This is a genomic window from Kaistia dalseonensis (genome assembly GCF_030814715.1).
In the GTDB taxonomy this organism is placed as follows: domain Bacteria; phylum Pseudomonadota; class Alphaproteobacteria; order Rhizobiales; family Kaistiaceae; genus Kaistia; species Kaistia dalseonensis.
On record NZ_JAUSVO010000001.1, the window covers coordinates 312,312 to 336,491 of the forward strand.

Sequence of the window (24,180 nt, forward strand, 5' to 3'; positions counted from 1 at the left end):
AAAATATAGTAAAATCAGCAATTTATGGCGAATTGACCGTGTCGCAACGCTGGAGGTGAGCGACAGGTGCGTGTCGCAATTGCGACACGTGGGCTCGCCACATTCGAAGCCGGCTAGTGAGTGTCGCCGACGACACGAGCGAGACCGAAAGCCGAGATGCGTCGATGCAGCGTGGCACGGGATACTCCGAGCCGCTGCGCCGCGAGCTTCACGTTCCAGCCAGTTTGCTGCAGTGCCAGCTCGACCGCTTGGCGTTCGCCATCCGTCGTCTGCGCGGCGCCCCGCGATGCCGGCGACAGCGGGGTAGGGAGATCGTCGACGGTAATGACGGCGCCCTCGGCCAGCGTCGTTGCAAAGCGGGCAACATGGCGCAGTTCCCGCATATTGCCCGGCCATGAATAGGCGAACAGCAGCTTGCGTGCTGCGGGGTCGAGTTGGACCTCCGTCAGACGCGTTTCCGTCGCTTCCTCCTTGAAAACTCGTTCAATCACCGCATGCCGATCGGCCCGTTCGCGCAGAGGCGGCATCGCCAGGCTTGCGCCGTTGAGGCGGAAGTAGAGATCTTGCCTGAAGCGGCCCAGTGCGACCAGGGCGGGAATATCGTGCAGGCTTGCCGAGATCAGCGCGAACTCGACCCGTGTCTGCTCGGTCGCGCCGATGGCGACGAACTCGCCGTCAGAAAGGACTTGCAGGAGCCGCGTCTGCAGCGCGAGCGGCATGTCCCCGATCTCGTCCAGAAACAGGGTGCCACCATGCGCCTCCGCGATCCGGCCCTTGGATCCGCTCTTCGAGGCGCCGGTAAAAGCGCCTGGACGATAGCCGAATAGCTCGCTCTCGATCAGTTCCGCCGGTATTGCCGCGCAATTGATCGAAACGAAGGGGCCATCGGCGTGATCGCTCGCCGCGTGCAAAGCCTTGGCGAGCGCCGTCTTTCCGGCGCCGGTTTCTCCCTGGAGCAGGATCGGCAGCCGTCGGTTGACCAGCTTCTGAACGCGTCCCACCAGCGCACTCATCGTCGGGTCGTCGCCGACCAGGAGGCGTGTATCGGGTGCTTGCGGGCGAGCCCGCGGCAACGCGCGCGCCTTCTGCGCGGCACTGAACTTCGCGGGCGCGGGACCCGTACGCTTGAGAAAGAGCCGGTTGCCATGAACCGTCAGGGAAACGACGCCGTCCGCGAAGATATCATCCCGCTCGAGTTCGCCGACATCCGACAGCGGACGGCCCAGCACGGGCATGTTCGGCCGTGACATCAGGCGTAGCGCATCCGGCGTGGCGTCCAGCACCTTGCCGGACGAGTCGAGAGCGATGCTCATCTCCACGCCCGCATCGCAGAAGTCTTCGTAGCGCGAGACGCGCAGCATTTCTCGGCCCGCATATCGGCGTGCGAAGAACCGGTTTTCGATGCGCCGCGCAGATCTGCGGACGACCTCTCGGACAATCGACTGCGTCGCATGATCGCTGTTGGCAGATGTGCTCACATTGAGCGCCGCGGCGAGCTTGCCACCGCCGCCGAAGATGGGCGCGACCGCGCAGCTGAAGTCGATGAGGCGTGGATCGAAATGATTGTCCATGACGATCGAGATCGGCCGAGCCTCCTTGATGCAGGTGCCGATGCCATTGGTGCCCTGCAGTTCCTCCGACCAAATCGCGCCGAGTTGCAGACCCGACGTCGTGCATTTAACGGCGAACGGGTCCTGCGAGCGAAAGAGGACCGTCACGCCGTTCTCATCCGTCATGGAGACAATGTAGTCATGCTCCACGAAGCGTTCGAATAGGCGCTCCACCTCGGGCATGGCGAGCGCGATCAGGTCTTCTATGGGAGCACGGTAGTTGTTCAGCTCGTTCCTTGTGACGATCGTCGGGTACGCGACCTTGTAGGGTTCGAGACCGTATTTCTCGACGCAGCGCTGCCAGGACGCAATGACGCTCGCCTGGCGCTCCTTATTCGGAACGCCTTCCTCCGATCTGCGACCGACGGCCGACATGATCGTGTCGGCATGGCTTCTTGCGCTCATGACTCCTCCTGTCGGTCGCGCACCGTCACTTGGGCACAGCATCTGTGCGCAGGCGAACCGCCATTTTTAACATGTGCTTAGCCAGCCTGTCATCAGGCGCGGCATGTGTTGCAGATGCGACAGTCCACTGTCTCACTGGCGAAACATTGCGACAGTGATGCAGCCGCAAATGCCCGGATTCTGCGCCGCCTTGCGCTGGCACGATACCTGCGACAGGCGCTTCGCGGCTTTCAATACTGCCGCAAGCTAAAGGCAAGGTAGGGCGGAATGGCTTTCAAGAAGGCTTTGGTTGTCGGCGCATCCGGCGTCATCGGGCATGGCATCATGCGCCATTTGGAGAACCTCGCCGGTTGGAGTGTCGTCGGCATGAGCCGCGGCCTCGCGCCGCGATCGATGGCGGCCATGCCGTGGATCACGGTCGATATCAACGACGCGCGCGCGCTCGAATTGCATCGCGACATGCTGGCGGACGTCACGCATGTCTTCTACGCCGCCTATGTGCCCGACGCCGATCTGGCGCGCGAAGCCGAGGTCAATGCCGCGATGCTGCGGGGGCTGCTGGATGGGCTGCAAAGCTGCAGGTCGCCGCTGCAACGCGTCGTGCTGTTCCAGGGCGGCAAGGTCTATGGCCTGCATCTCGGTCCGGTCAAGACGCCAATGCGCGAGAGCGACCCGCGCCATATGCCGCCCAACTTCTATTACGATCTCGAGGATCTCCTTGTTGAGCGATCGTCGATGAGCGACTGGACCTACACACTGCTGCGTCCGGATATCGTTCTCGGTGCCATACCCGGCCAGCCCCTCAATCTGGCGATGGTGATCGGTGCCTATGCGGCGTTCTGCAAGGCATTGCGCGTGCCCTTCCGTTTTCCGGGAAGTCAGGCAGGCTACCGCGTGCTGATGCAGGCTACGGATGCCGATCTGCTGGCGCGCGTCAGCGTCTGGGCGGCGGAGGCGTCCATTGCCGCTGGACAGGCGTACAACGTCACGAACGGCGATCTGTTCCGCTGGGAGAATCTCTGGCCGGCGCTCGCCGATCATCTCGGCCTCGACGTGGGGCCGCCGATGTCGATCCGGCTCGTCGATCACATGAAGGACAAGGGAGAGCTGTGGGCCGACTTCGCCCGGCGCTTCGGCCTCGTGACGCAGGACTATCGACAGGCCATCGGGTGGGCCTTTGGCGACTGGGTGTTCCACACCGGGTTCGATGTCGTGTCCGATCTGACGAAGCTCAGATTGCATGGCTGCCACGAATTGAGGTCGACCGACGAAGTGCTTGTCGAAAAGCTGGGGCAGTTGCAGGCGCGGCGTCTGATCCCGCCGCTGCACGACGTGGCGTGAACGATAAAGCGAAAGGGAGATTGAATAATATGACGTCGCATTCGGGAACGGAGCGGCCCGCAGCCTTCATCGACTGGGCCGATGATCGCTACGCCGAGCTTCTCGCCAATCAGCGGAACGGGCGCGTTGGCAGCCTCCTGGTTTCAGAGACGGATCGGGTCCGGGTGTGGCACCTGAGCGTCGCCCCAGGCGAGCGTTTGCCGTTTCATCGGCATGTGCTGGACTACTTCTGGACGACGCTCACCGCCGGCCGCTCCCGCAGCCATTATGGCGACGGACGCATTCTCGAAACTGCCTATGCCGCCGGCGACACAAAACACTTCACGTTCGGCCGAGACGAGTACATGCTTCACGATCTCGAGAACATCGGCGATGACATTCTGGTGTTCGTGACGGTGGAGTTGAAGCAGGGTGCCAATGAGCCACTGGAGCTGGCCACCAGCTGAGTCAAGCAACAGGGAAGTTCGCGACGGCACTTTCCTCCTGGGGGCAGGATCTAGAACGGGCTATTCTGCCTTCTCTCAGACTTATACCCAAGATGCGATCGACCGGCTGATCTTGGCTGCAAATATCAGCGACACGACGAGCAACCGGATCTTCACCTGCGATCTGGCCGGCAATATGCTGACCAATTCGGCGGTCGGCACCCCGAGCTATCCCTCGCAGGGCTATGGCGTTGTCAGACCTCATGCGCCGCTCGGCGTGGGCGGCGTCGCGCAGAGCTACAATGGCGATCTTACCGTCGAGGGCGGCCGGACGCTGAGTGGAGCCTGCCCTCCGACTTGATCGGAGGGACGGCGAGAACCGGCTGATCTCGGTCGTCACCGCGACCGGCAGCACGAGCTATGCCTATGGCCCGGACGGCGGACGGGCGAAGACTGTCTCCACCGTCGGTGCCAATCCGGCGACGACGACATGACGAGCAACCGGATGAGGGGCATCCGAGGGCGGGCTGATATATGCGCTGAAATCGCGCAAAACCTTGGCCATCCGTCGTCCCTACGCTTTGCCGTCGCGCCGGATGGGAGAGCGTGGCTCCTGGCCGCCCGCGGCGCTCCCAGCCCGCTTCGCTCGCAAGATCGGCGATGGCTCAGGACGATATCCCACTGAGCGGATTGACGAACAGGCCAGTCGGATCATGACGACGGACGATCGCCTGCAAACGTGCCCGTGCCTCGGGCGCAAAGCATTTGGTTAGGCGGTCGGGGCGGTGGGTCCAGTCGGTCTCGTTGATGAGCGCACCTTTCTCATATTGTTCCAGCCTGGCCAGCGCGTCATCCATCCAGCGCTGGTTCGGCGCGTCGTCACTCTCGGCGTGCCAAGCCGCATCGAGGAAGAGAAAGACGCTCCCGGCGACCGAGCTGGCGAGATTATCGGTGGGCGGTTGTTTCCGACGCACCGCTATGTCGATGAGGCTTAGCGGGGACGGCGCATTCGAGTTCGGCATCGAACGCCGCCACGCGGACACCAGGCTGGACAGATCCCGAAAGGCCGACCGGATCGACATCCGCCGATATCAGCCGGGACAGATCGAGCAGGACTCTATCGTCCTGAACGGCATGCCCGATATGGCTGTGGCCGCCAGCCACGATGGAGACGAGGCGCCCCTCCGAGCGCGCATAGTAGAGCGCCTCGACAATGTCGCTGTCCGATTGCGCCGTCCAGATCACGTGGGGGTGCCGATCCGGCTTCATCGCCTGCCAGACGAGCGACCGGCGACGCGGCTCGAAGGTCACATCCCCATTGCGGCAGATCGGAGGGCCAGTGTTGTATCCACGGATGTCTCGCTGGACAGGCTTTGGAACAGGCGGGCCGAATGTATGCCTCGCGTCAGTCTTCGCTCGACCGCTGCCAGAGATTGATCCCAAGATCGACGGCATGGCGATCGATCTCGGCGAGTTCCGCTGCGTCGAACGACGTCTTGCCCGCTGCCGCCAGGTTTTCCTCAAGTTGGCGGACGCTGGATGCGCCGATGAGTGCCGAGGTCACCTTGTCGTTTCGTAACGACCAGGACAGAGCGAGCTGCGCCAGGGTCTGGCCGCGCGCCGAGGCGATCTTGTCCAGTTCGCGGATGCGGCCGATCGTTTCGTCCGAAAGAAATTCCGGCCGGAGCGATCCCTGCTTCGCGCCGCGCGAATCCGCTGGCACGCCGTTCAGATAGCGGGTGGTCAGCAGGCCCTGGGCCAGAGGAGAGAAGGCGATGATGCCGACGCCGAGCTCGCCGGCCGTATCGATCAGCTCCTTCTCGATCCAGCGATTGAACATCGAATAGGACGGCTGGTGGATCAGAAGCAGCGTGCCAAGCCGCTTCAGGATGTCTGCCGCTTCGCGGGTACGTCGCGGCGAATAGCTGGAAATGCCGGCATAGAGCGCCTTGCCGGAGACGACGGCCTGGTGCAGCGCGCCCATGGTCTCCTCAAGCGGCGTCGAGGGGTCGAAGCGGTGCGAATAGAAGATGTCGACGTAGTCGATATTCATCCGCTTCAGCGACTGGTCGAGGCTCGCCAGCACATGTTTGCGCGATCCCCATTCGCCATAGGGACCTTTCCACATATTGTATCCGGCCTTCGTCGAGACGATCAGTTCATCCCGATGCGCCTTGAGATCGTCGCCGAGAATCCGGCCGAAATTGATCTCGGCGCTGCCGGGGGGCGGGCCGTAATTGTTGGCTAGGTCGAAATGGGTGACGCCGAGATCGAAGGCGCGGCGGACAATGCCGCGCTGCGTTTCGAGCGGCACGTCGTCGCCGAAATTCTGCCAGAGGCCGAGCGAAATAGCGGGCAAGCACAGGCCGCTGCGCCCGACGCGCCGGTAGGGCTGCTGTTCATATCGTTCGCTGGAAGGCTGGTAGGTCATCGGATGCCTGTCGTGAAGGTTCGAGGAGTGGCGGCGACTTCGACAGCGGCGACGTCAGAGGCCGGCTTCGGGAAGCTGCAACTGGAGAAAGGCGGAACGGTAGAAGACGAGCGGTCGGAGGTTGGGGTCCGCCCCGACCCGGCGCACTTGCAGGAGGGCAACCATGTGGTCGCCGGCTGGGAATTCTCCGGCAAAGCTCGCTTCGAACCAGACCGGAGCCCCGGCAATGAACCGCGCCGACGAACCGGTATGGCGGAGTGGCACGTCAGTGAAACGCTCGGCGACGTTTGGCGATGCAATCTGGCGGGCCAGCGCGCCGTGGTCCTCGGCCAGGACCGATATTCCCAGCCTCGCCGCCTGCTTGATCTGCGGCCAGGTCGACGAGGTCTTTTGGATAGCGCAGGAGACGAGCGGTGGATCGATCGAGACGCCAACCGTGAACGACGATGCGATCATGCCCTTCGGCTCGCCGTCGATCTCCGCGAGCAGGGCGATGACGCCCGAGGGAAAGCAGGAGAACATTTCTCGAAGGTGCTTGGGATCGCCTTCGTAATGGGGGAGGTTCGCCTCCATCAGACGACGTTCCGCATCGGGGTTGCCATGGCGCCCACACGCTGGCGCGCCGCCGGGTGCGTCTCGGGCAGGCGTGCTTGGCCTGCGCCGAACAGCCTTTCGCGGAATGTCGAAGGACTGCGCGTGCTGCGCATCAGGCCAATCCGCTGAAGCTCCGGCACCACATGGTCGATGAGATCCGTGTAGGATCCAGGCGTGACGAAGGGCGTGAAGTTGAAGCCGTCCAGATCGGTTTCCTCGACGATGGCGCGGATCTCTTCGGCGGCCTCCGATGGCGTGCCGACCACGATCAGTTCCCGCATGCCGCGACGGATGAAATCGGCCGAGGCGTCGCGCACGGATACGTCTGAATACCGTTCGACCTGCGTCCGGCTGCCTTCGGTCTTGACCGTGGAGAAGGATGCGTTCGGGTCGAGCTTCGCGAGATCGACGCCGGTCATCATGGCGTAATAGGCGCGCGCCGCGTCGGCGTTGACCCAGGAAAGATACTCCTCGAGCTTGTCCTCGGCCTCGCTTCGGGACGCTGCGGTGACGACTGAGAGGCCGGACACCGCCTTCAGCGATTCGGCCTCTCGTCCGGAAGAAACGGCGCGGCTCCTCAGATCGTCGACCTGACTGCGGAGCATCTTGGCGTCCTTGCCTTGCACGAACACCACTTCGACATTCGCCGCCGCAAAAGCCCTTCCCGTTGCCGAAGCCCCAGCCTGCACCAGCACGGGCGTGCGCTGCGGCGAAGGCTCGCTGTTGAAATAGCCATGCGAGGTGAAGTAGGGGCCCTCATGCGAGATCGGGTGGATGCGGCGCGGGTCGGCATAGAGACGACGCGCCTTGTCGACGACGACTGCGCCATCCTCCCATGAGCCTTCGAACAGCTTGTAGCTCAGGTCGAGAAAGTCCTGCGCCATCGCGTAGCGTTCGTCATGGGGCAATTGCCGCGTGCCGAGGAGCTCCGAGACGACGGCGCTGCTCGTGGTGACGATGTTCCAGGCGATCCGCCCCTGCGTCAGATGATCCAAAGTCGCGAAACGGCGAGCATTGGCATAGGGCTGTTCGCAGGTCGTGGACGTCGTGACAATGAAGTTCAGATCGCTCGTGGCGGCGGCGAGCGCCGGAATCAGGAGCATCGGATCGTTCTTCGGAAGCTCCACCGCCTGTTCGAAGGTGACGTCTGGGGTCTCCCCGGAAAGGAGCGGGTATCCGAAGGAATCGGCCAGGAACAGAAAATCGAAATAGCCGCGCTCGAGAAGCTGGGCCAGATCCGTCCAGTAGGACAGTTCCTTGTAGCGATAGGTCGTCTGCTCCGGATGAGCCCACAGCCCCTGGCTCGTCAGGTTGACCTGGTTGATCTCGAAGGCACCCAGGATGATCGTCTTCATGGTTCATTCCCCTTGTCGAGCCACGCGTTGACGCCGCCCAGCAGCCGGTCCCGCGTCCCCATGCTCATTCCGGCAGCTAGCGCCCCTGCCTGGGCGAACGAGGCAATCGCCGTATCCGGGAGGCCCCAGACGCTTCGGGCGATCTCGTACTGATCGGTGATGCCGGCCGAGAACCACAGCGGATCGTCGGCATTCAGCGTGATCGGCACGCCGGCTGCCTGAAGCCGTGGAGCTGGATGGCGTGCGAGATCGGCGACCACGCCGAGCCTGACATTGGATACCGGACACATGTCGCAGCAGATGCGTCCCTCGGCGAGTCGATCGACCAGATCGGAACATTCGATGGCGCGGAAGCCGTGGGAGATGCGCGTGGCGCCGAGTTCATCCAGGGCCTCGCGGATGCTGTCAGCACCTCCCGTCTGCCCGGCATGGCTGACGACAGGCAGCCCCACGGCCTGCGCGATCCGAGCCGAACTGCGATAGCGCCCGAGATTGCCCGGCTCGACGAAGCCGGCTGTTCCAAGTCCCGTCACGCCGCGGCCGGCGTGGTTCGCCGCGATGCGGGCCAGGTCCTCGGCGATCTCGAAGTTCTCGTCGGTATTGATCGTAAGCAGCGCGCCGACTTCGATGCCAGTGTCCCGGGAAGCTTCCGCGAAGGCGTTCAGGATCGTCAGCGTCACTTGCTCCAGCGAGCCGATCCGCGGAGCATAAAGCTGAGGTTCGATGGCCGGTTCGAGATAGATGACGCCTTCGGCAGCTTCGGCATGAACGAGCGCCCGGCAGAGACCGGCCAGATCCTCGTGGCTCTCGACCAGAGCCGGCACGGTCGAATAGGCGTCAAAGAAGGTCCAGACGTCCGGAAAGTCCTGTGGCACGCTGAAAGGAACACCACGCCGTCGGGCCAGCGCCTCAACCGCATAGAACGGATATGAGCCGTCGAGATGAACGTGCAGATGGGCCTTCGGAAGCCGCCTAAGCGAGCGCGGTTCGCGGGGTGTCAGAGGAATAGCGTCCGTCATCCGATCCTTGTCCAGTTCGCAAGCGACTGCCGAGGCGCGCTGCGGCCGAAGCCGCCGCTCTGCCTGAGGGCTCTTTTTTCGTGGGTGGCTGAGGAATGTTAGGTTGACAGGTCGCCACAATCGAGCACTGTCTCGATCGAAACTTATAAGCGCTCGTTATAACCTGGCTGGAGGCGCCTGTTGCGGGACCTTGATCTTCGGCTGCTTCGTTATTTCATCGCGATCGCCGAACATGCGAGCTTCAGCGCGGCAGCCGATGCGCTCGGCGTATCGCAGCCAGCGCTCAGTCAGGGGCTCCGCCGGCTGGAAGATGTGGTCGGTACGCCCCTGATCCGACGGGCGCCGCGGGGGTCGCCAAAGGCGCTCGCTCTGACCAAGGTGGGCGAGGGGCTGCTGGAGGATTCGCGAAGCCTGCTCGCGCATGCAAGCCGTGTCCTGAAACGCGTCGCAGACCATGCCGACAAAACGAAGATTCGGATCGGGTTCGGAACCAGCACGCCGCAGATACTCACCCGCGATATCCTCAGGCGGGCCGGAGAGCTGGGCAATACCGAAGTGTCGCTGGAGTTCGTCAGTTGGGGCGACGAAGTGGGGAGCCTTGAACGCGGCGATGTCGACATCATCGTCCTACAGGCGCGCGACCGCTTCCTAGACCCGCGACTACTGGTCATTCCCCTCATGACCGTCCAGCGCGTTGCGATCTTTCATGTCGATCATGCTCTCGCCGCCCGGTCCAGCGTCGCGATGCGGGATCTCGACGACGTGCCCATCATCGATGCGGCATCCGATCGCGACTACTGGATCGTCAATCCGAGACCAACAGGCCGTGCGCCGGTCACGGTCGGGCCGGCCGCGCGCACGGTAGACGAGATGCTGACCTTCGTATCCGCCGGGCGGGGCATGGCCATCACCAGCGCCACGGTGGCCGAGAAGCACAACTGGCCGGATCTCAGGTTCATACCGATCGCTGATCTCGAACCGGCGACCGTGTTTCTGGCGGGGCTCCAGTCGGAGCGGCGCCGCGAAATCCGAACCTTGATCGAGAGCTTCGCGAAACCAAAGCTCTAGCCGAAGCCAACTTTCGTGGTGGCTCCGCGCCTTTGGTGCGCAGAGCCAGGGGAGTTTCGGATCGATTTCTATCCGCGAACCTTGGTCCAGATCCGGTCATAGGCCCGCGTTGCCGCCTCCGGGCAGACATGCCCGAAGGAAATCTTTTCGTCCTTCGGCGGATTGATTTCCGGCGCTTCCGCCAAGGCCTTGGTCATGAAGGCGGAACTGCCCGTGATCCCGTTTTGCGAGCCGGTGAAGTTGGAGAGCATCGCCGCGTTTTCGGGCTGGAGAAGGAAGTTCAGGAACGCCTTCGCGTTCTCGGGATGCTGGGCGGTCTTCGGCACGACGGCATTGTCGGCCCAGCCATAGACGCCCTCCTTGCCATAGATGTAGTGCAGGCTCGCGCGCTGCTGTCGGGCCTGGTAGGCGGCGCCGCTCCAGGTTTGCGAGGCCACCAGTTCGCCGGCGCCGAGGCGTTCGGCGACACCCGCTGCGTCATAGACCTTCACGAATGGCTTCTGCGCTTCGAGCAGGGCGGACAGAGCCTTCAAATCTTCCTTCTCGCTCGTGCATTGCGGCTTGCCGAGATAGACCAGCGCGAGCGATATGACCTCGCTCATCGCGCCCGACATGCCGATCTTGCCCTGGAGTTCGGCCGGCGGATTGAAGAGCAGCCCGAGGGAATCCGTCGGGCCTTTGTAGACGGCCGTATCGACGACCGCCGAGGTCGTTCCCCAGTTCCAGACGATCGAGTAGTGGTTGCCCGGATCCCACTCGCGCGTCTTCCATTCCGGCGCGAGATGCTCGTAGTTCTTGAAGGTCGATGCGTCGATCGGCTGGATCAGGCCCTGCTCGATCATGATCGGAACGAAGTCGGAGGACGCTACCGCGATGTCGTAACCCGAGGAGCCGGCTGAGAGCTTGGCGAGCAAGGTCTCGTTGCTGTCATAAGTGTCGATGGACACCTTGATGCCAGTCTCCCTTTCGAATTTCTCGATCATGTCGGGGGCCGTGTAGCTCGACCAGTTATAGATCCTCAGTTCCTTCCCTTCCTCAGCATGCGCCGCCGTGGCGGCAGACGATGCCGCGGCGAGCGAGAGGAGGGCTACGGCGACGCCGTGGGACCGTCGTGTGGGGAGACGATGGGTCTTCATGGTTTTCCCTGTGGAATGACAAGCTCTGGTTGGATCGCGGAGGCGCGGCTCGTCGTTCGAGCCCCCGCTTGGGGCGCGACTCAGGCGGAGTTGCGGGGGCGGTTCAGATATTGCGCGATGCCGGCGAGCAGCAGCGAGACGGCAAGGAGGATGGTCGATGCTGCGTTCACCTCGGGCGTGATCCCGCGTCGGATCATGCCGTAGACATAGACCGGCAAGGTCGTCGTGCCGGCATCGCCGACCATGGCGCTCAGGACGAAATCGTCGAGCGAGACGACGAAGGCGAGCACCGCGCCGCTGACGATGCCCGGGCTCAGCAAGGGCAGCGTGACCCGGAGGAAGACCTTGATGGGCGGCGCATACAGATCACGTGCCGCATTTTCGAGTTGGTCGCCCATGCCCCGCAACCGCGCCCGGATGGGCATCATGGCGAAGGCGATGCAGAACACCGTGTGCGCGATGACGAGATTGCTGATGCCCCAGCGCAGATGGATGCTCGAAAAGAACACCAGCGTCGTCACCGCAGTCACGATCTCCGGGACGAGCAGCGGCAGGGCGAACAGGGCGGCGAACGGACCCGCCCACCTCGAAGGCCCGCGCTCCAGCCCAATCGCAGCAAAGGTGGCAATGATCGTGGCGAGGGCTGTCGCCGAGGCGGCCACGATCAGGCTGTTGAGGGCTGCCTCCTGGATGTCGCCATTGGCCGCCGCGATGGCGAACCATTGGAAGCTGAAGCCGGCCCAGACTGTCACCAGGCTTCCAGCATTGAAGGAATAGGCCACCAGCACAAAAAGCGGAGCATAGAGAAAGACGAGGATGAGGGCGGTATAGGGGCCCAGTCCCGGCGTCTTGCGCCAATCGAAATGGCTCTTCACAGCTGGTCCCCCACAATGTCGCTGAGCTTGCGCCGCTTGCCGCGCATAGCGCCGATCATGAGGACGAGCATGACGGCTCCGGTGACGAGGACCGAAAGCGCTGCCCCGAAGGGCCAGTTGCGACCGCTCGTGAATTCGATCTGGATCAGATTGCCGATCATCAGGTTGCGGCCGCCGCCGAGCAGATCGGGCACGAGGAAATAGCCAAGCGCAGGGGCGAAGACCAGGAGGGCGCCGGCCTTCAGGCCGGGGAGGGCAAGCGGAATAATGATCCGCGAAAAGACCTTCGCCCGGGTCGCGTAGAGATCATGCGCCGCCTCGATCAGGCGCGGATCGAGCCGTTCCAGGGCGGCATAGATCGGCAGCACCATGAAGGGGAGGAAATTATAGACGAGGCCAAGGAGGGTCGCCCCGTCATTGTACATGAGGCCGATGGGGCCGGAGGTCAGCCCGCTCTTCTGCAGGGCGAGATTGATCAGTCCCTGGTCGCGGAGCAGCAGCACCCAGCAATAGGTGCGGATCAGGCTGTTGACCCAGAAAGGCAATGTGACGACGAACACCAGCCAGGTGCGCCACTTCGCCGGCTGGCACGCGATGAACCAGGCGACCGGCAGTCCGAGCACCGCGCAGAGGATCGCCGCCGCGGAAGCCAGAACCACCGAGCGAAAGATGATCGCCAGATAGGTGGTCGTGAAATAGAGGCTTTCGTCGAAATCACGCTGGAAGAGTACCTGCTGGTACCCTTCGAACGTGAAGGGCAGCTGGGCGCCGCCATAGGGGCTCGCCGTCAGGAACGAATAGGCGACGCCATAGCCGAGCGGCACCAGCATGAAGATGCCGATGACCAGGAGGGCCGGCAGCGTGAGGAGGAGCGGCGAGGCGCGATGCATCGCTCAACCCTCCAATACGCGTTCGGCCCTGTCCGGCCAGACGAGCCCGACCCGGCGACCTACCGCCTGGCCATGGTTCAGCACCGCGGCGGCGCCGGCCGACCGTGTCCGGATCGCGTTGCCAGCGTCGGTGACGACAGTTAACTCGACCGTTCCGCCCAGGAAGCGCATGTCGGAGATCGTTCCGCGGACGCGGGCAGCGTCGGATTCGGGGGCGATGGCGATGTCTTCGGGCCGCACCATCACCAGCCCGGCTACACCGGCCCGGCCAAGCGCGGACGCCTGGATCAGATTGGCCTCGCCGATGAAATCGGCGACGAAAGTGTCGCTGGGCTCGCGATAGATCACCTCGGGCGAGCCGATCTGACGGACCCGACCATCCTTCATGACGGCGATCCTGTCGGAAAGGGTCAGCGCCTCTTCTTGGTCGTGCGTCACCAGAACGAAGGTGATGCCGGCTTCGCGGTGCAGGCGTTTCAATTCCTGCTGGGTTTCTTTCCTGAGCTTCAGATCCAGCGCCGACATCGGTTCGTCGAGCAGAAGCACCCGCGGCCGGGGCGCCAGCGCACGGGCGAGCGCCACGCGCTGCTGTTGTCCGCCGGAAAGCTGTTCCGTCCGCCGCTCGCCGTAGCTTGAGAGGCCGACCAGCGACAGAACCTCGGGGATCCGCTTCTGGATGGCTGCTGCTTGCCAGCGCAGCATTTCCAGCCCGAAGGCAACATTGCGCGCGACGGTCAGATGCGGGAACAGCGCGTAGCTCTGAAAGACCGTGTTCACCGGCCGCCGGTGTGGCGGAACGCCGGTGATGTCCTGACCGTCGAGCCGGATATGACCCGATGTCGGAATCTGCAATCCGGCCAATAACCGAAGCAGACTGGTCTTGCCGCATCCCGAAGGGCCGAGCAGGGTAAAGAATTCGCCAGCGCGGATATTGATGTTGACGTCATCGAGAGCTGTCGTTGCTCCGAAGCGCAGTGTTATCTTCGAAAGCTCGAGGATCGAATCGACCTGCCCTGATCCGTCAGTTCCACTCGCCATTTTCAAACGACAATCCCCGCTGATGCACACACATCGATTTGTCTCCCGGAAGGCTCGCTGAATTTTGCATTCACGCCGTTTTCGGCTGCGATGAGAGCGAAAGTAAATTGCCGCAGCGCAACAATCGAGGCTTGTTTGCTAGGCATGTTATAATTGCCGCTTATAGCTTGGAGCGGCTCGCTAACAGGCCTGTGGCTGATGCCATGGCAGGCCGGACAAAGAAACCAAGCCTGCCTCGGAGGGGCGTCCTGGCTTCCGCCGTCGGGGGAAGTCGGCGCCCGGCAAGCCATTAACGCTTGCCTCATCTGTTCTTCCCTAAGGCTCGGGTGGAAAACCCGCAGCCAGATGATCGATCAGCGCCCGTACGGCGGGAGGCAGACCTCGCCGCGTCGTGAAGACCAGATGGACGATCCCCTGCAGACCATGCCACTCTGGGAGAATCCGCACGAGCCGCCCCGCCTCGAGTGCCTCGCGGCAGACATGATCGGGCAGGAGCGCCACGCCCAGGCCATCCACGGCCGCGTCTCGAACCGCCGCCATATCCTCGCATCCCAGTCTCGGCTCGACTCGAACGACTTGCCTTCTGCCGTCGCCGGCTTCGAGGTGCCATTCCAAATCATCGGCTGCGTCGTTGGTCGCGAGAGCCGGCAGGGAACGCAACTGCTCGATCCCCGTGATCATGCCGCCGAGCTGAGGGCTGGCAACGAGTATCCTTGTTGATCGCCCGAGCGATCGCATCGTCAGTGCGGCGTCGCTTGTGAGACTGGTTCGAATACGCAGCGCCACATCGATCCGCTCATCGATCAGGTCGACGGCGCGATCTGTCGCCAGGAGTTGCAGCCTCACTTTCGGATAGCGGAGCAGAAAGGAGGAGACCAGATCGGATATGGGCTGCAACATGCCCGTCGGACAGCTGAAACGGATACGTCCGTGTGGCTCGGCCTGCGCGTTCACCACCAACGCCTCGGCCAGTTCAGCTTCCGCCAGCATCGCGCGACATCGCTCGTAAAAGGCCAGGCCAGTATCCGTCACACGGAACCGACGGCTGGACCGCTCGATCAATCGCAAGCCCAACCGGTTCTCCAATGCTGCGACACGCCGGCTGAGCTTCGACTTCGGTTCGCGTAGTGCCCGGCCCGCCGCGGCAAACCCGCCATGGGCGACAACCTCGGCGAAGTAGGCGAGATCGTTCAGATCGGTCCGCATCATCGTTCCTCCCATAGAACGCTAAGTGCCATATCCGTCAACTACACGCATCAGCGTTCTCATCGCATCTACATTGCCCATGGCGCTTCGCCGTGGCGCAAACAGGAGACGGACGATGACGGACCGGTTCAACAACAAGGTCGTGGTGGTGACGGGCGGGACGAGCGGAATCGGGCTTGCAACCGCCAAGGCGTTTGCGGCTGAGGGCGCATCGGTATTCATCACGGGACGACGCCAGGATGCGCTCGACGCCGCATTGAAGCAGATCGGCGGCCAGGTCACGGGCATTCGTGGGGATATGGCCAAGCTCGCCGACATCGACCGGCTCTACGATACCGTCCAACAGAAGCATGCCCAGATCGATGTCGTCTTCGCCAATGCGGGCGGCGGCGAGATGACGGCGCTCGGTGCGATCACCGAGGAGCATTACACGCGCACCTTCGATACGAATGTGAAGGGCGTGCTCTTCACCGTTCAGAAGGCGTTGCCGCTCCTGAAGGACGGCGCTTCGGTGATCCTCACCGGCTCGACGACAAGCATTTCGGGAACGCCGGCGTTCAGCGTCTATTCCGCAACCAAGGCAGCGATTCGCAACTTCGCTCGCAGTTGGATACTCGATCTCAAAGACCGCCATATCCGGGTCAACACGATCAGCCCTGGCGTCACCGACACCGCCGGATTGAACGAACTATTTGGCGGCGGTGCGCAGGCGCAGAACACCCGGGACTATCTCGCAAGCCTTATTCCCGCCGGTCGCGTCGGCCAGCCGGAGGAGATCGCGAAAGCCGTCTTGTTCCTCGCGTCCGATGAGGCCAGCTTCGTGAATGGCGTCGAACTGTTTGTGGATGGCGGCCAAACGCAAATCTGAACATCGACAACAGATCCGGGGCCGGATCGCGATCGAACGCGTCGCGTGCCCCGGCTCCAGCGATCCCTATTCCTCAGAAGGAGAACCGAATGATTCAGCAATCGGAATCTGCGGAGCGCATCCGCGAACTGCTCACCCGCAATCTTCAGGAAGTCTTCGGTGAAGCAGACGAGAACCGCCGACGCGCGGCACTGGAAGAGCTCTGGGCCGCCGACGGAGTCCTCCACGTGCCGCCGGGCTCGGTCGTCGGCCACGAGGCGATCAGCAAGGTCGCAGGCGATCTTCGGGCAACCCATCCGAACTTCGTCTACACGCCGAGCGGCAAGCCGCAGGTCGTGCAAAATGCCGGCCGCTTTGCGTGGGGATCGGGCCCGCGCGGCGAGGCGCCTGCTTATACAGGCTGGGACGTGGCTATCGTCAGGGATGGGAAGATCGCGGCTCTCTATGTCTTCCTGGATGAAACTTCAGGAGAGTTTCATCGCGTCACCGCCCAGTCCTAGGGTTGGCTGTCATCACGTCGCCGCGATGTTGGCTTGGCTCTCTTGGCGTGGCCGTGGAAAATACGTCCCTCTCACGCCATCGAGACGAAGATCTGAACGTCACCGGGCTCGCGTCTGTCGAATGGACCGCTTCGAACTGGACGCCGACTTGTCGCCGCTCGCCATCGGCGACATGCCAGAACCAGCATTGCTGAGGCGAGCCGCCGCCGCAGCCCCATGACATCGTCATCGACGCAACGAAGGGCCACGGTTCCTCGGGCCGATCGGCGAAGAGGATGGGGCTAGGGCGAAAGAGACGATCGCGTTCTGCGAGACGCTGCTGATGCAGGATGTTCTCGACAAGCGATCCACCACCGGCTCAGCGGCGAGCCCCTGACCGAGCCCGGTTCGGCGATACTGCTGTTCTACGCCCTGCAACAGAGCATCCGGCCGCGGCTGCGGCTATCCGATACCGAGATACTCCTGCGCTCGATAAAGTGCGAGGTATGGCCGAAGCGCCGGCTTCTCAAGGTCCTGCATCAGGCCTGGCACGACCTGGGGAAGCCCATGCCCCGCGGCACCGTCATGTCAAATCTCGGCGCTACCCGAAAGCGCCTCGCCTTTCTGGTTGACCTCGCCATCGCCACCAGCGGGGAAAGGATCGACATGGATGCCGAGGTCTCGATCGGCGCCGACAATTGCCCCGAGTGTATTCAAAACTTATGATGAAAGTTAGATAGTTGGGTCGATCTAGGCTAAGACTGGTATTCCGCGCCTGTTCACCGCTCGGCTGCACTTTGGCGACAGCCGTTGCACAGCAAAGGCTTCTCGCTTGGGCGAGACGAGTGCCGCAAACTCGACCTAATAACCCTGTTGAATGGCGACAGCGACGGCGGCGACGTCCGCCCGCGCGGCGTTGTAGTCTTCCAGCGATGGGAACGGTACGTTGTTGACCATTACGCTGTAGGCGAGCCGGCGCCCGCTCCTGGCGTCGATATAGCCGGTCTGGGTGGTGGCCAGCGCGACGAGCTTCCCGGCGGCGCTCCCCGCGACGATGTCGCCGTCCTTGATCCGGACATGGCCTGCCGCTGGGGTTCCGACGCCGTTTGGCGCCTGCGAGCCGTCAACGCCGAGCACAGCCATGCCATCGTGAATAGCAGCTCCCCAGCGGGTGGGCGCGATCTCGCGCAGGAATGTCGCAAGGTCCGACGGCGTCGTTCTGTTGTTGTTGCTTGTCCCCGCGCCATCAAAGATATAGGTGCCGGTTGGCGACATGCCGTGCTCGGCGAGGAGCTTCGAGACTTCATGCAGCCCCTTGCCGCAATCGCGGCTTCCAGCCTTCACCGCGGCGAGACAGACCATGAGGTCGGCGCCGCGGTTGTAGCTTACCTTCAGGATAATCTTGACGAATTCCGACAGCGGCGGCGAGACATATTCCGCCACCCGACTGGCGTCACCGTAGTCAGCTGCGTTTGGAAGTCCGCCGGGGGCACCGAGTGGCGCTGCCGCGACCTTGATGCCGGCCCGGACCAGCGCCTCGATGAAGGCGGTACGTGCGAAGGCGGTGGGATCGGCGATTTGGGAGATCGTCAGAATAGGGGGCTGTCCGAGACAATCTTGCCGTTGACTTGGATCACGCCCGGGCGGGGTGACGTGACTTCGAGCGCCCCGGCCGGCCCGTCGATCGTGGTGACATCGTTCTCGACGCTTATGGCTGCGCTCTTCGGACGCCAGTCGATCTCGGCTTTCTCGCCGGCCTTGGTCGGCGTCACCAGGATATCGATGTTGTTCTCGTTGACCCAGATGGGCGCAATGGCTCCGGCGGAAAACCCCAGGTGAGTCTCGAAAAGCCGATCGTCGATCGCTACGTTGCCGGCGATTTCGTCGATGCCCTCCGCCTTCATCTGGGCCGCCAATGCATCGAGCGCCACGAGCGGGTCGCTGTTCTTGACATAAGCCCCGCCGGGGAAGCCGGTATAGGTCGTGTTGTGATCGACCTCCGGCAGGCTGTTGAAGCCAAGGGTGCCGTCCGGCTGGGTTCGGAGCCCGAAGTTGAAATCGCCCGAGGCGACGAGCACGAGGTCGCCGGCAAGGACGTGATCCTTGACCTCCCCGAGCCTGTACACCGGCGTGCGGAAGCGATAGTTGGCGCCATAGTCATGGAGTGCGGTCGCGACGCTGTAGATCTTCATGACGGAGGCCGGCAGCAGAGATTTTTCGCCCGCCTCGTCGATCAGCACGTCACCCGTGGCGATATCTACCAGGTGAATGCCCCAACTGCTATGGGCGAACACCGCCTTGGCCTGAATATTCCGTATGGCGTCGGCAACGGAAGCCGGAATAGCCCTGGACACCTCCGCCCCGCTGGCGGCAGTCACAGCACTTCCAAACCCCAGCAGGAGGGTGAGAGCCAGCCCGGCGCCTCCGAACTTTGTCGATGCGGGAATGGTCATGCGATGCCCTTCCTTGCGGAATAGGCGCAATCTTCGCATGCTTGTTGCTGCAAGTCGAAGGTGTTCGATGTTCCTTCCGAACACTGGATCTTGCTATTGCACCGGGGAGGTACGGCCGATGTTGCGTCGCCATTCTCTGTTTGTCGCAATTGTTCTCGCCGCGTCCTCTGCCGTGTGGCCGGCTGAAGCACGGAGCAGCGATATTGACGGCCGCTTCGAAATTGGCGGTGGGCGCAAAATGTACCTCGAATGCCGGGGTATGGGGGTGCCGGTCGTCGTCGTCGTGGCGGGCATGCGGGCGTCCGCCGAGGATTGGACCAAGGCCGAGCCGGGGAAGTTGGATGTCTTCTCGGAACTGGCCGGATTCACGCGGGTCTGCGCCTATGACAGGCCGGGAACGCCGGTGGGCGACGCGCCCAGCCGCAGCGACCCGGTTCCGCAGCCCGTCACCGCGGGCGATGCCGTGGCAGATCTCCATGCGTTGCTGGCCGCTGGTGGCATCACGGCGCCGTTCGTTATGGTTGCGCACTCCTATGGCGGTCTGATCGCCCGATTATACGCGATGAACTACCCGGAGCAGGTCAAAGGGATGGTTCTTGTCCATACTCTATCCGAGGGTCTTCAGGATGCGGAGACGCCGGAAGAGTGGGTGATCCAACGCGCCCTCCTGAATGGTGATCTGACGGAGGCGTTGAGGCTCTATCCTCCGATCGAGCGGGCGGATGCCGAACGCAGCTTTGATCAAATCCGCGCTGCCCGACCGCTCAGGCCAATGCCGCTGATCGTCCTTAGCGCCGACCGGCCCTGGGGGCCGCTGATCCCCAAGCTCATCGCCGACGGCGTACTGCCGGCGAGTACGCCTCCTGACTTCGGCTACGTGACCGACAGGGCGCAAAGGTTGGCGCAGGCAAAGCTCGCTGCGCTGGTCCCCGGCGCACGGCATGTGACGAACACGGATAGCGGTCACGAGATTCATAAGGACCAGCCACAATTGGTCGTCGACTCGATCCGTGAGGTTGTCGAGGCAGTTCGACGTGGCAAGGCAAGCCTGGATCGCCAATAGGATGAATCGAATATCGTACGTCGGCTAAGTTCCCCTGTGGGACAGGACCTGGCAGCGTCTGGGCCATGCAGGCGTTGCGATCGGCTAGGTCTGATTGACAGGGTCGAGCGGCGGCGCCCAAATCCATCCCGGATAGTCCGGCCCCGGCAAACGGACCGCGGGATGGGGGCTAGGATGGTTGAATCGCATTCGCGCTTTGCGGGCGGTCTTTTTGGTCTCGGCGGCTACCGTCCTGCTCGTCAATCTGGGATTGACCGCGATCCCGTGTACCGCCGCAGCAACCGAGGATGGCGGGAGCGGTGTTGCCGGCCAGCTCGCGAAATGGTCGCTCGGGCAGGCGGGCGGCTTGGTCGACCGGCTCATCCTCTGCGCCCTGGACCTATGATATGGCCGGGCGGCTTGAATCCATTCCCGGTCTGATCACGTCGATCCGCGACAATCCGGCCGGTCAGGTGATCGCGATCGACTATGCCAACGGCGTCACGACGGAGAACAGCTACAACGCCGCGCGCGACTGGCTGATGAGCGTCACGACCAAGAAGGGCGCGACGGTGCTGCAGAGCATCAGCTACACGCGCGACGCCACCGGCCGGATCACCGGCATGACGACGAGCCCGGCCGGTGAGAACTGGAGCTACAGCTATGACGAGATCGATCGCCTGATCCAGGCGACGAACACGGGCGACACGACGAGCAGCCGCAGCTTCAGCTATGACATGGCCGGCAACATGCTGACCAATTCGGCGGTCGGCACCCTGAGCTATCCCTCGCAGGGCTATGGCGTGGCCAGACCTCATGCGCCGCTCAGTGTGGGCGGCGTCGCGCAGAGCTACGACGCCAATGGCAATCTCACCACCGGTGGCGGCCGGGCGCTGAGCGGAGCCTGCCCTCCGACTTGATCGGAGGGACGGCGAAAACCGGCTCGTCTCCGTCGTCACCGCGACCGGCAGCACCCAATATGCCTATGGCCCGGATGGCGGACGGGTGAAGACTGTCTCCACCGTCGGCACCAATCCATCGACGACGACATGGCTGCTCGGCGGTACCGAGATCGACGATGCCGGGGTCTATACCAAGATCCCGCATCCCGATGTGCGCGTGGTCGGCGCGACCAACTGCTTCGTCCATCGAGACCATCTCGCCACCGTCAAGATGGAGACCACGAGCACGGGAGCGGCGGCGATGACACAGCGCTTCGCACCCTATGGCGAGCGCATCCCGGTCTCCTCCACCGCCTGCGGATCAGAGGCCCGCGGCTTCATCGGCGAGCGGCGCGACGACAATACCGGGCTGATCGATCTGAATGCCCGCTGGTACGACCCCAAGCTCGGCCGTTTCATCACGCCCGACGATTACGACCCGATCGACGCCGCTCAGGCCCTCGCCGGAAATCCCATCGGCTGGCTGAACAACCCCGTCGGAACCAACAAATACGCCTATGCCGGAAATGATCCGGTCAATAAGAGCGATCGGAACGGGCATCAGGTAACAACCGCGGTTGAAATGAAGGCCGCGGAAACTGCGACTAGCACTTTCTCTAAAGCCATCGGAAACGCCATCAGTCAGTGGACGAGCACATTTGCTAGCGCTGGGACGTATGCCGGCAGCGCGGCAGTTGCCGTAGGCACCCGGGCAATCCCTGTCGCCGGCACCTTATTGGCTATGACGAGCTCGACAGCGGCTGATGACCAGCCTTACGCCAATGACTCCGACGTCGCCAAGAATTCGAAGAGCGGCGTGAAGGAAAAAACTGACGCAGAGAACAGCAACGAGAGCTCTGGGCAAAGGCGAAAGAACCGTATCCCTGATCGCGGCTCGCCCGGAACAGTCGAAAGCAATGACCCTGACACGACGAGAAAGAAGTATGGTGAAGACGGTTGGGTTCAAAAGGAATGGAATAAAGGTCATGGGCATAATGCGCCTGTTGGTGAGCAAGAGGACCACGTCCACGACCACAATCCCAATCCGAATCATCCGGAAGGCCGGCCTAATAGGCAGCCTGGTCGACAGCCGACTGCGGATGACCTAAAAGATTTTGGGTTCTAGGGCAAAAAAAATGAGCATCTTGAAACGAAATAGCGAAGCAGTAATTTTTCTAAGCGGAGAGAATAGTCTCCTTGATGCAAGTGTCACTTCGATCAATTGTTCTCGCGACGACGATCAGGTTACGGTTTCAATAAAAGCATTGGCAAGACCAAACGCCACCTTCAAGACGTTGACGCTGGATTTTATGCGCGTTATAGAGTATGGTTTTTATTATAGAAATGATTATAATTTTGGGACGGTAGAGCGATTTAAATTTCTGGAAATTGACCGAGATAAGTATTATATATCGCTGGATCCTGATGAGGCTATTTTTGGTAAATCTAACAAGGATCAGGATTTCATCTTATCGCATTCTGTCCAGCTGATTGCTATCTAGTTCTGCAGAATAATTCTGACCGAAGCTCTCTTTGGCTCTGCAGAGCGCGAAGCGACACCTTGGTTGTCACATCGACCGGTAGCACGAGCTATGCCTATGGTCCGGACGGCAGCCGGATGAAGACGGTGTCGATCGTCGGCACCAATCCGGCGACGACCAGCTTCCTGCTCGGCAAGACCGAGATCGACAATGCCGGGGTCATGACCAAGGTCCCGCATCCCGACATCCGCCGCGTCGGTGCGGCCAATTGCTTCCTCCATCGCGACCATCTCGCCACCGTCAAGATGGAGACCACGAGCACCGGCACGGGCGCCTTCTGTCATACCTGGCTTCCGATCGAGTGGGCGGCACAGCGCCAGACGCTCGGGTTCGAATGGCTGGGCGATGACAGCGCAGCGACAGGATCATGGATCGCCGTTGGATCCTGTCGTCGAGGCTCACTGATTCCCGATCCAGCCCAATTCCAGGCAGGCGCGCTCAAGACTATCGCGGGCATCACAGCTGCCGCCGTTCACACCGCTCCGGCAGCGCTGTTGATTGCGATCCGAAACCAATGTCTGCCCGATCCCACGAGAGTGCCGGACCACTGTCTTCCTGTGCCTCGCCCGCCCAGACCGGCCAGCACGCAGTCTGCGAAACGCTCAGTCCCGGTCCGACCGAGCTTTGGTACTGCCAGCCGGCGGGGAGGCACGGCCGAGAAAGCGGCGCAGAATCGGCGGGGAAAAGGTCTCTCCAAACCCCACCGAAGATGAAGCCGCCGCAATGACGGACTATTCCTAGCGTCAAAAGACAAAAAGAATAACTATATCAAATAGATTGGTTAGTGGCGGAGAGGAAGGGATTCGAACCCTCGAGACGGTTTTAAGCCGTCTACTCCCTTAGCAGGGGAGCGCCTTCGGCCACTCGGCCACCTCTCCGCTGCCGGGTCTAATGGAGAGAAGCGCGGCAAACAAGGGGTTTCTGAGCCCATCCGGACAATCTCCCCAGCCGTGAGGCGATCATGTGCCGCCGTTCACCATGCGGTCAGCCCGGCAGGCGGCGGCAGGAGACAGGCCATGGCCGATCGAATATGGTTCGGCGAAGGAGATTCATCATGTTCAAACCGCTCTTTGTGATCGCATTGCTCGCCGGTACCGGCATCGCCCATGCTTCCGATGATCCGGCCGTGACGGCCTGCGAAATCGCCGTCGAATCCGTGATGCAGACGCCCGCCACCTATGCGCGGATCGGCGTCACGATCGAGAAGAACATCGTCAAGCTGACCTATGATTCGCATGACAGCGCCGGCGCGCTGGTGCGCGACCGGGCCGAATGCACCTTCACCTCGTCGAATGGCAGCTTCCAGATGACCGGGCTGTTCGTGAACGGCAAGAATCTGGAGCGTGAGATCTTTTCCGCGGTCGCACAGCCGCAATGGCAAGCTGCCGGCGTCGACCAGATCGCGCCCGATTTCAGCCAGCTCTCCGACCCCTGATCAGGCTTCGCGGCCGGCGCGGTCCTGT

At 62.5% G+C, this 24,180-nt stretch carries 29 protein-coding genes and 1 tRNA gene; 15 read left to right on the forward strand and 15 right to left on the reverse strand.

Features of this window, described 5'->3' with window-relative positions; all coding sequences use genetic code 11:
• Positions 1-113 precede the first annotated feature (113 nt).
• Positions 114-1,985, reverse strand: a complete 1,872-nt coding sequence (locus tag QO014_RS01410) for a sigma-54-dependent Fis family transcriptional regulator (RefSeq protein WP_266346864.1) — start codon at positions 1,983-1,985, stop codon at positions 114-116.
• Between the two features lie 297 nt (positions 1,986-2,282).
• Between QO014_RS01410 and QO014_RS01415 the strand changes: the two genes are divergently transcribed.
• From QO014_RS01415 to QO014_RS01430, 4 genes are all read left to right on the forward strand, one after another.
• Positions 2,283-3,356 (forward strand): SDR family oxidoreductase, encoded by a 1,074-nt coding sequence (locus QO014_RS01415; protein WP_266346865.1) that lies wholly within the window; start codon positions 2,283-2,285, stop codon positions 3,354-3,356.
• Positions 3,357-3,385: 29 nt separating this feature from the next.
• Positions 3,386-3,802 carry a cupin domain-containing protein gene (locus tag QO014_RS01420; RefSeq protein ID WP_266346866.1) on the forward strand — a complete coding sequence of 139 codons (417 nt, stop codon included), beginning with the start codon at positions 3,386-3,388 and terminating at the stop codon, positions 3,800-3,802.
• 112 nt (positions 3,803-3,914) lie between these two features.
• Positions 3,915-4,142 (forward strand): hypothetical protein, encoded by a 228-nt coding sequence (locus QO014_RS01425; RefSeq protein WP_266346867.1) that lies wholly within the window; start codon positions 3,915-3,917, stop codon positions 4,140-4,142.
• Positions 4,120-4,275: a hypothetical protein gene (locus QO014_RS01430; protein ID WP_266346868.1), complete on the forward strand. Its 156-nt coding sequence runs from the start codon at positions 4,120-4,122 to the stop codon at positions 4,273-4,275. Before QO014_RS01425 ends, QO014_RS01430 begins: the two co-directional genes overlap by 23 nt.
• Before the next feature lie 171 nt (positions 4,276-4,446).
• On the opposite strand, the gene QO014_RS24525 is transcribed toward QO014_RS01430, so the two are convergent.
• The 6 genes from QO014_RS24525 to add all read right to left on the reverse strand — a co-directional run bounded on the left by QO014_RS24525 (position 4,447) and on the right by add (position 9,180).
• Entirely contained in the window at positions 4,447-4,638 is a 192-nt protein-coding gene (locus tag QO014_RS24525; protein WP_370877055.1) for a hypothetical protein, read from the reverse strand.
• 88 nt (positions 4,639-4,726) lie between these two features.
• The gene (locus QO014_RS24530) at positions 4,727-5,236 is read right to left on the reverse strand and encodes an FAD-binding protein (protein ID WP_370877056.1); all 510 of its coding nucleotides are present in this window, start codon (positions 5,234-5,236) and stop codon (positions 4,727-4,729) included.
• On the reverse strand, positions 5,187-6,212 hold the full coding sequence (mgrA, locus tag QO014_RS01440) for an L-glyceraldehyde 3-phosphate reductase (protein WP_266346870.1): 1,026 nt from the start codon (positions 6,210-6,212) through the stop codon (positions 5,187-5,189). Before mgrA ends, QO014_RS24530 begins: the two co-directional genes overlap by 50 nt.
• Before the next feature lie 54 nt (positions 6,213-6,266).
• Positions 6,267-6,785: a flavin reductase family protein gene (locus QO014_RS01445; RefSeq protein ID WP_266346871.1), complete on the reverse strand. Its 519-nt coding sequence runs from the start codon at positions 6,783-6,785 to the stop codon at positions 6,267-6,269.
• Positions 6,785-8,161 carry an NtaA/DmoA family FMN-dependent monooxygenase gene (locus tag QO014_RS01450; RefSeq protein WP_266346872.1) on the reverse strand — a complete coding sequence of 459 codons (1,377 nt, stop codon included), beginning with the start codon at positions 8,159-8,161 and terminating at the stop codon, positions 6,785-6,787. Before QO014_RS01450 ends, QO014_RS01445 begins: the two co-directional genes overlap by 1 nt.
• Positions 8,158-9,180 carry an adenosine deaminase gene (gene add / locus QO014_RS01455; RefSeq protein WP_266346873.1) on the reverse strand — a complete coding sequence of 341 codons (1,023 nt, stop codon included), beginning with the start codon at positions 9,178-9,180 and terminating at the stop codon, positions 8,158-8,160. The genes QO014_RS01450 and add overlap by 4 nt, the downstream gene beginning before the upstream one ends.
• Positions 9,181-9,360: 180 nt before the next feature.
• Between add and QO014_RS01460 the strand changes: the two genes are divergently transcribed.
• On the forward strand, positions 9,361-10,248 hold the full coding sequence (locus QO014_RS01460; protein WP_266346874.1) for a LysR family transcriptional regulator: 888 nt from the start codon (positions 9,361-9,363) through the stop codon (positions 10,246-10,248).
• Between the two features lie 68 nt (positions 10,249-10,316).
• Here QO014_RS01460 and QO014_RS01465 read toward each other — a convergent pair whose 3' ends face one another.
• The 5 genes from QO014_RS01465 to QO014_RS01485 all read right to left on the reverse strand — a co-directional run bounded on the left by QO014_RS01465 (position 10,317) and on the right by QO014_RS01485 (position 15,396).
• Positions 10,317-11,384 (reverse strand): extracellular solute-binding protein, encoded by a 1,068-nt coding sequence (locus QO014_RS01465; protein ID WP_266346875.1) that lies wholly within the window; start codon positions 11,382-11,384, stop codon positions 10,317-10,319.
• Between the two features lie 80 nt (positions 11,385-11,464).
• Positions 11,465-12,259: an ABC transporter permease gene (locus tag QO014_RS01470; RefSeq protein ID WP_266346876.1), complete on the reverse strand. Its 795-nt coding sequence runs from the start codon at positions 12,257-12,259 to the stop codon at positions 11,465-11,467.
• On the reverse strand, positions 12,256-13,149 hold the full coding sequence (locus tag QO014_RS01475; protein ID WP_266346877.1) for an ABC transporter permease: 894 nt from the start codon (positions 13,147-13,149) through the stop codon (positions 12,256-12,258). Before QO014_RS01475 ends, QO014_RS01470 begins: the two co-directional genes overlap by 4 nt.
• Before the next feature lie 3 nt (positions 13,150-13,152).
• Positions 13,153-14,217 (reverse strand): ABC transporter ATP-binding protein, encoded by a 1,065-nt coding sequence (locus QO014_RS01480; protein WP_370877058.1) that lies wholly within the window; start codon positions 14,215-14,217, stop codon positions 13,153-13,155.
• 285 nt (positions 14,218-14,502) lie between these two features.
• Positions 14,503-15,396: a LysR family transcriptional regulator gene (locus QO014_RS01485; protein ID WP_370877059.1), complete on the reverse strand. Its 894-nt coding sequence runs from the start codon at positions 15,394-15,396 to the stop codon at positions 14,503-14,505.
• A 112-nt stretch (positions 15,397-15,508) separates the two neighbouring features.
• On the opposite strand from QO014_RS01485, the gene QO014_RS01490 reads away from it, so the two are divergent.
• The 3 genes from QO014_RS01490 (at position 15,509) to QO014_RS01500 (ending at position 17,466) form a co-directional block, all read left to right on the forward strand.
• Positions 15,509-16,261, forward strand: coding sequence for an SDR family NAD(P)-dependent oxidoreductase (locus QO014_RS01490; protein WP_266346878.1), 753 nt, complete (start codon positions 15,509-15,511; stop codon positions 16,259-16,261).
• Positions 16,262-16,350: 89 nt separating this feature from the next.
• Positions 16,351-16,761, forward strand: coding sequence for a nuclear transport factor 2 family protein (locus QO014_RS01495; RefSeq protein ID WP_266346879.1), 411 nt, complete (start codon positions 16,351-16,353; stop codon positions 16,759-16,761).
• Between the two features lie 546 nt (positions 16,762-17,307).
• Positions 17,308-17,466 carry a hypothetical protein gene (locus QO014_RS01500; protein WP_266346880.1) on the forward strand — a complete coding sequence of 53 codons (159 nt, stop codon included), beginning with the start codon at positions 17,308-17,310 and terminating at the stop codon, positions 17,464-17,466.
• 135 nt (positions 17,467-17,601) lie between these two features.
• Here the strand turns inward: QO014_RS01500 and QO014_RS01505 are convergent, their stop codons facing one another.
• Positions 17,602-18,336: a D-alanyl-D-alanine carboxypeptidase gene (locus QO014_RS01505; protein WP_307257660.1), complete on the reverse strand. Its 735-nt coding sequence runs from the start codon at positions 18,334-18,336 to the stop codon at positions 17,602-17,604.
• Positions 18,330-19,193, reverse strand: a complete 864-nt coding sequence (locus QO014_RS01510) for a D-alanyl-D-alanine carboxypeptidase (RefSeq protein WP_266346881.1) — start codon at positions 19,191-19,193, stop codon at positions 18,330-18,332. Before QO014_RS01510 ends, QO014_RS01505 begins: the two co-directional genes overlap by 7 nt.
• Positions 19,194-19,311: 118 nt before the next feature.
• Between QO014_RS01510 and QO014_RS01515 the strand changes: the two genes are divergently transcribed.
• The 6 genes from QO014_RS01515 to QO014_RS01540 all read left to right on the forward strand — a co-directional run bounded on the left by QO014_RS01515 (position 19,312) and on the right by QO014_RS01540 (position 23,430).
• Positions 19,312-20,256 (forward strand): alpha/beta fold hydrolase, encoded by a 945-nt coding sequence (locus tag QO014_RS01515; RefSeq protein ID WP_266346882.1) that lies wholly within the window; start codon positions 19,312-19,314, stop codon positions 20,254-20,256.
• 178 nt (positions 20,257-20,434) lie between these two features.
• Entirely contained in the window at positions 20,435-20,641 is a 207-nt protein-coding gene (locus tag QO014_RS01520; RefSeq protein ID WP_266346883.1) for a hypothetical protein, read from the forward strand.
• Position 20,642: 1 nt separating this feature from the next.
• Positions 20,643-21,155: an RHS repeat domain-containing protein gene (locus QO014_RS01525; protein ID WP_266346884.1), complete on the forward strand. Its 513-nt coding sequence runs from the start codon at positions 20,643-20,645 to the stop codon at positions 21,153-21,155.
• Between the two features lie 85 nt (positions 21,156-21,240).
• Positions 21,241-22,302 carry an RHS repeat-associated core domain-containing protein gene (locus tag QO014_RS01530; protein WP_266346885.1) on the forward strand — a complete coding sequence of 354 codons (1,062 nt, stop codon included), beginning with the start codon at positions 21,241-21,243 and terminating at the stop codon, positions 22,300-22,302.
• Between the two features lie 10 nt (positions 22,303-22,312).
• Complete coding sequence (locus QO014_RS01535; RefSeq protein WP_266346886.1) at positions 22,313-22,678, forward strand: hypothetical protein; 366 nt, start codon at positions 22,313-22,315, stop codon at positions 22,676-22,678.
• Positions 22,679-22,794: 116 nt separating this feature from the next.
• Complete coding sequence (locus tag QO014_RS01540; protein WP_266346887.1) at positions 22,795-23,430, forward strand: hypothetical protein; 636 nt, start codon at positions 22,795-22,797, stop codon at positions 23,428-23,430.
• A 72-nt stretch (positions 23,431-23,502) separates the two neighbouring features.
• Here the strand turns inward: QO014_RS01540 and QO014_RS01545 are convergent.
• Positions 23,503-23,595 (reverse strand) — tRNA-Ser (locus QO014_RS01545).
• A gap of 176 nt (positions 23,596-23,771) precedes the next feature.
• On the opposite strand from QO014_RS01545, the gene QO014_RS01550 reads away from it, so the two are divergent.
• Positions 23,772-24,152, forward strand: coding sequence for a hypothetical protein (locus QO014_RS01550; protein WP_266346888.1), 381 nt, complete (start codon positions 23,772-23,774; stop codon positions 24,150-24,152).
• Positions 24,153-24,180: the final 28 nt, after the last annotated feature.